Origin of the sequence: Citrobacter sp. Igbk 16, assembly GCF_028069755.1 — a bacterium.
Lineage (GTDB): Bacteria > Pseudomonadota > Gammaproteobacteria > Enterobacterales > Enterobacteriaceae > Citrobacter.
This window is the reverse complement of record NZ_JANEWJ010000038.1, coordinates 36,317-42,693: the sequence shown is the minus strand read 5'-3', so window position 1 is coordinate 42,693 and position 6,377 is coordinate 36,317. Positions and strand designations below refer to the sequence as shown.

Genomic DNA, 6,377 nt, shown 5'->3' with positions numbered 1-6,377 from the left:
AGCAAAATGCTTACCAGTTTTTTAGAAAATGAGGGAATGCTTAGAAATAATTTAATAAATACTTTTATTTCAATACATTAAGAAATTTCTAAAGTTAACAAGGTAAAAATAGTCTGCGTTAGTTTATCGTCTGATTTTGATAAATTCTCATAAATGAGAAATAGTGTGATCACGAAGGATAAAATTAAAAAAACATCCAAAAACAATGCTGTAGATTGATTTTTCGCAAATCAATTTTGCGATGATTCGCCTATTTATCATTTTCATTGAGAAATGAGACACCTTACCGGAGAAGTATCATGATTTCAGTACTGAGCAATATTCAGGATGATATATGCAATTATGCCGATGCTATTTCTGGCATTACCGGGACTGATGTAGAAATCATTGATGAATCTTTAATGCGCATTGCTGGCACCGGTAAATACCGACATATGCTCAATGAGAACGTGGCAAAAAATGGTTATATCTATCGGCATGTTTTGCAGGTCCGTGAGACGGTATTGATCAAAAACCCCGGTGAACATCCTCTATGTCAGCTGTGTGAAAAACACCATTACTGCTCTGAAATGCTGGATTTGAATGCCCCTATTTTTCTCAATAACCGTGTCATTGGGGTGATCGGTATTATTTGCTCCACGCAAATACAGCGTGACACCTTGCTTAGCCAGATCGATAAATTTGTCACCTTTATAGAGCAAATTGCCGTCATGATCTCCAGTAAGGTCTTTGAATGCCTGGAACGCTTACGCGCGCAGGAGACACTCGGCGCCTTTCGTCGTCTGATTGATGCCATGGATCGCGGCGTTGTGGCCATTGATGGCAAGGGTCGCATCTGGCATGCCAACCATTCAGCAGATCGCATACTTAACCGTGAGGTTCAGGGATTACCCCTGACCATTGAAACGACCGGAGACAGCTTGTATGGCGATGAGGAAGCATGGCTGACGCTTGAAGGGCAAAAACACCATGTGCTGTGTAAACAGATCTCGCTCTCGTCACTGGATAACGACCGATTAACCATGGTTATCTTTCGCGATGCGCACGACTACCTGAGCACGATTGCCCCCTCGCCATATGAGTCTGATACACAGGTACGTCTGATTGGCCATTCCCCCTCAATGGAACAACTCAGAAGTACCATTGGCAAAATCGCCAACAGCTATGCCAGTGTACTGATCACCGGGGAAAGTGGTTCAGGTAAAGAAGTTGTGGCATTTGCCATTCATCAGAGCAGTCCGCGTAAAGCCGCCCCCTTCGTGACCATCAACTGCGCCGCTATCCCTGAACAACTCCTGGAAAGCGAACTGTTTGGCTACGTACGCGGCGCATTCAGCGGTGCCGATCCCAAAGGACGTGTGGGAAAGTTTGAGCTGGCCAATGGGGGTAGCCTGTTCCTCGACGAGATTGGCGATATGCCACTGCATTTGCAGGCCAAGCTGCTCAGGGTACTGCAGGAAAAAGCCATCACCCGTGTGGGGTCCAACAACACCATCAATATTGACGTGCGGATTATTGCCGCAACCAACAAAAACATCAGCGCGATGGTCGAGAATAATCAGTTTCGTGAAGATCTTTTCTATCGCCTGAACGTGGTGCCATTGGTTCTCCCTTCCCTGCGCGAACGGCGGGCGGATATCGCCGTCCTGGCACAATATTTTGCCGACGAGTTTTCGCTAAGCTACCAACGACCGCCGCAAAAACTTCCCGATGATGTTATTAACCGCCTTTATGCCTGGCACTGGCCGGGCAACATCCGTGAACTGCGCAACGTCATCGAGTACATTTTTGTCATGCGCGGAGAAGCCGCCGGGATCAACGCCAGCCATCTTCCCCCTTACCTGCTTACCGCAGCCGATAGCAGAAAAAGCACCATGATGGCGCAACCTCGCCAGCTTGCCCATCAGGGTAAACAAGCTGAAAGAGATGCCATTGAAAACGCCATACAGCGATTTGGTTCAAGCGTTGAGGGTAAGAAACAAGCCGCGACAGAGTTGGGGATCAGCATTGCCACGCTGTACCGAAAAATAAAACTGTACGGGTTATGATTTCCCCTGCGTCCGCCACGGGCAGTCAATGCCTGATGGCGCTGCGCTTATCAGGCCTACGTTTCACAGGCTTTAGTAGGCCGGATAGCGCGTCAGAGCCGCCATCCAGCAGGTACAGCAAAGTGCCTTATGGTTGAGCGCTTTTAAAATTAAACCTCGCCATTCCCGCTATCTCAGATCGGCAATCAACAGGCACAGGATCTGAGTTTTTGGGAATAATTTCGCGAAAATGGAGAGAAAACGGTGATTTTTTTCGGTTAAGCTATGTTCATGCTTTGGCGCTACCTCATGGTCAAATTCACTTTTCAGGAACCAACCCGTAATGGCTAAAAGTATTCCGCAGCTGCCGCATGATCCCCATATGTGTCGCAGCTATGAAAAAAAGACTCGTAGCCCACTGGCACTCTATTCAGAGTATCAGCGTATGGATGTCGAGCTGCGGGAGCCGCTGGCCATGACTTACAGTCACTGGCATGGGCAGGTTGAAGTGAATGTGCCATTTGATGGTGATGTTGAGTACCTGTTCAATGACGAAGTAGTACAGAGCAAACAAGGCTTTATCACTCTGTTCTGGGCATGTACCCCCCATCAGCTCACGAATGCAGGGCACTGCAAGCAGATGGCTATCTTCAACTTGCCAATGCATTTATTTTTGTCCTGGCCGCTGGATAGAGAGTTGATTAATCACGTGACGCACGGCAGGGTGATTACCTCGTCGGCATCCCAGCAGCTTAGCGCTTTTGAGGTTCAACGTTGGCAAAATGAACTCAACAGCGATAACGAACAGATTCGTCAGTTAGCCATTGATGAAATCGCCCTGATGCTCAAGCGGTTTAGCCTCTCAGGCTGGCGGACAGTATTGGGAAACCAAACTGCACGGACCCAGAAGAACAGCATTTCGCGGCATTCACAATTTTACGTCAGCCAGATGCTGGAATTTATTGCCGCTAACTGTGACAAATTGCTGACAGTCGAGGCCATTGCCGATCACGTCAAACTTAATCCTAATTATGCAATGGGTATTTTTCATCGCGTAATGCAACTAACGATGAAACAATATATTACGGCGATGCGTATCAACCATGTACGGGCATTACTCAGCGACACCGATAAAACCATTCTGGATATCGCGATGATTGCGGGTTTTCGCTCCAGCAGTCGATTTTATAGCTCATTTCATAAATACGTCGGTATGCCGCCTCAGCAGTATCGCAAGCTCAGTCAGCAACGCCGAAATCATCCACCTTATGCGGAGGGATAATTGACTATAAAATCTATCTCTTATTTTACTGCTGAAATATGAACATCATAACAGCAGGCCAGAACAGATCGCCTGAAACAGTTAATAAAATAGAGTTCAATTATCAACTCACGTAACTACGCCATTCTGTAATTGATTGGCCTGTAGCAGGTATTTCTTTGGCTTGTTCAACCGTTAACGATTGGGATGGAATTATGGAAAAAAAGAGCTGTACCTCACACTACAGAAAAAAACTCTCTTTCTTCTGGTCAGTATTACCGATGGTGATCATGCTGGGCGGGATTAGCATCGGATATTTTATATTCAATATTCGCGCCGAACCTATGATCCTGATGGGAACGGCAGCCGCTTCATTTATCGCCACTGCTCATGGTTATACATGGGATGATATTCTGCAATCGATTTGCAATAAAATATCAGAAGCACTGCCAGTCATTCTGATTGTCGCCAGTATCGGTTTTTTGATTGGCTCCTGGATGGTATCAGGTACCATCCCGATGATGATCTATTATGGTTTGAAGTGGATTAACCCCCAGTATTTTTATATTTCAGCCTTTATGCTGGGTGCATTAATTTCAGTGTGTACCGGCACGTCGTGGGGTTCCATTGGTACCGTCGGAATTGCCATGATTGGTGTAGCCATTGGCCTTAATGCCTCTCTGCCCATCGCCGCCGGCGCCATTGTTTCAGGGTGCTGGTTTGGCGATAAACTCTCGCCTGTCTCTGATTCAACCAATATGGCGGCGCTGGCTGCCGGTGTAAATCTGTACTCCCATATTGGCCATTTGCTATGGACCACCGGCCCGGGATTCATTATTTGCTGCGTGGTTTATAGCTATATGGGTATGGGCATTGATGCCTCTGCCAGTGCACCAGAAAATATCACCCATTTAATGAACGCTATCGGCCAGATTTATCAGTTCAACATTCTGTTGTTGCTACCACCGATTATCGTATTGTACGGTTCACTGTCGAAAAAACCACCTATCCCGATGCTGTTTTTGTCCACCATCGTATCAATGATTCTGGCTCTGGTTTTTCAACAATTCAGCGCATCTTCGGTCGGCGAATCCGTGGTCAGCGGCTTTAAGCTCGCGATGCTCACCGGAGATCATATTCCTGCACTGTCATCTGATGTCTCACGCTTATTAGAGCGAGGCGGCGCAATCTCTATGTTCAGCAGTTTTGTGACCGTCTTCAGCGCCTTTAGTTTTGCTGGTGCCATGAGCGCGACAGGCTCCCTGCACACGGTCATTAACGCGCTGACAAAAGGGGTTAAATCAACATTCCGCTTAGTCGCTACCACCATTGTTACGACGTTCACCATTTGCGCCTGTACCGCCAATGGAACCTTACCGTTGTTATTGTGCGGTGATGCCTTTAAAGATGAATACAAAAAACGTGGACTGGCCGCGAAGAACCTCTCGCGAACTACCGAAGATGCCGGAACCGTTGTCGAACCTATTATTCCGTGGTCTGCTTCTGGTGTTTATTGCGCCACTATGCTGGGCGTGACTACTCTTGATTATCTGCCATGGGCAATTCTATGTTACAGCGGCGTCATCTTTGCATTACTGTGGGCCGCAACCGGTATTGGCATTGCTAAATATGAACCAAATGAAGCTACAGAGCATATGGTTGAGCAAAAATCATAGGCTAATACGCAGATAAATATTAGCTATCACCAGGGTAAATTTAATATATCAATTAGATATACATAAACATTCTGCGCTTTTTGTGTTGCGTAAACTATTTTCAGAGACTTTCCAGGAGTCAGCAATGTCTTTGTTTGATGATATTGTCACAAGGGATGTTAATTGTCGCAAATACGGACAATTACAACAAATGTACGGTACCAGCGATGTATTACCGCTGTGGATTGCGGATATGGATTTTGTTACGCCAGAGCCCATCCTGAATACATTACGCACAGTAGTAGAGCAGCCTGTTCAGGGCTATAACCTGGATTATCCGCAATGGAAAGAGTCCGTTATCCAGTGGTACGCAAAACAGTATGATGCCGAGCTTAAATCGCACTGGCTGCATTTTGTTCCCGGCGTCATAAAAACTATTGTCATGTCTTTGCTGGCACTTACCCGCACGGGAGACAATATATTAACCTGTACCCCAATATATGACCCCTACCCTAACCTGGTGAAAACCAGCGGCAGGCATTTACTCCAGACCCGTCTCATTGAAAAAGACGGTTGCTATGAATTTGACTGGCAAGATTTCAGCGAGAAACTTAAACAGTGCAAAATGTTTCTTTTTCCCTCGCCACACAATCCTGGTGGAATGGTGTGGTCACGGGAAACGCTTGAAAAAATCAGTCACTATTGCCAGCATGCTGGCGTCATCATTCTCTCCGATGAAGTGCATAGCGACTTAACTCTGCCAGGTAAGCAACACCTGCCCTTTTTTACCCTCGATGACGCAGCAGGAAGTCAGTCTATCGTACTGACTTCTGTCAGCAAGACCTTCAACACGGCGGCGATCCAGGGAGGGATAGCTATTATAAAGAATGATGAACTGCGTCACCGGTTCTATCATTTTCTCGATAACTGTTATCTTGCAGAGACTCACTCACTGCAACAGGCAACGATTTATAGCGCCTATACCCATTGCGGTGACTGGCACCGGGAATTATTGGCTTATCTGGCTGATAATGTAGCATTTGTTAGAAATGAAATCGAAATGCACTGTCCGTTGATCTCAATTGTCTATGGTGGCGCATCCTATCTGCTCTTTCTGAATGCTGAAAAAATGGCGCTTAACGAGACGCAGCTAAGCGATTTTTTTGTCCATGAAGCCAGACTCGGCCTGTCGCCGGGGTCACAATATGGCCCAGGCGGAGAGGGGCACATGCGTCTGAACGTTGGCTGCCCGCGCGCCGTCCTGGTGGACGCAATGAACAGACTAAAAACGGCATACCAGAAACGGCAGAACATGTAACGCAGACCGCTACGCTTGCCCTGCTTTGTCAGGGCAAAATTGCCCAAAGATATTGACCGAACTGCTATAAAGTCTTTCCCTTCTGTCGGCTGGTGTTAAACTGGAAAGTGTGATCT

4 protein-coding genes are annotated in these 6,377 nt (G+C 46.7%); all 4 read left to right on the top strand.

Annotated elements, in window-relative coordinates; translation table 11 throughout:
* Nucleotides 1-299: 299 nt before the first annotated feature.
* A complete protein-coding gene (locus NNO03_RS19915) occupies nucleotides 300-2,048 on the top strand; it encodes a sigma-54-dependent Fis family transcriptional regulator (protein ID WP_271450323.1) in 1,749 nt (582 codons plus the stop codon).
* A 322-nt stretch (nucleotides 2,049-2,370) separates the two neighbouring features.
* On the top strand, nucleotides 2,371-3,309 hold the full coding sequence (gene melR, locus NNO03_RS19910; RefSeq protein ID WP_271450322.1) for a transcriptional regulator MelR: 939 nt from the start codon (nucleotides 2,371-2,373) through the stop codon (nucleotides 3,307-3,309).
* A gap of 194 nt (nucleotides 3,310-3,503) precedes the next feature.
* Entirely contained in the window at nucleotides 3,504-4,964 is a 1,461-nt protein-coding gene (gene nhaC, locus NNO03_RS19905) for a Na+/H+ antiporter NhaC (RefSeq protein WP_271450321.1), read from the top strand.
* 124 nt (nucleotides 4,965-5,088) lie between these two features.
* Nucleotides 5,089-6,261, top strand: coding sequence for a MalY/PatB family protein (locus NNO03_RS19900; protein WP_271450320.1), 1,173 nt, complete (start codon nucleotides 5,089-5,091; stop codon nucleotides 6,259-6,261).
* The last annotated feature ends 116 nt before the right edge of the window (nucleotides 6,262-6,377 follow it).

Excerpts from the sequence above, each read along its gene's own strand:
- NNO03_RS19900 (WP_271450320.1), top strand. The coding sequence starts at position 5,089 with ATGTCTTTGTTTGATGATATTGTCACAAGGGATGTTAATTGTCGCAAA.
- nhaC (WP_271450321.1), top strand. The coding sequence starts at position 3,504 with ATGGAAAAAAAGAGCTGTACCTCACACTACAGAAAAAAACTCTCTTTC.
- melR (WP_271450322.1), top strand. The coding sequence starts at position 2,371 with ATGGCTAAAAGTATTCCGCAGCTGCCGCATGATCCCCATATGTGTCGC.
- NNO03_RS19915 (WP_271450323.1), top strand. The coding sequence starts at position 300 with ATGATTTCAGTACTGAGCAATATTCAGGATGATATATGCAATTATGCC.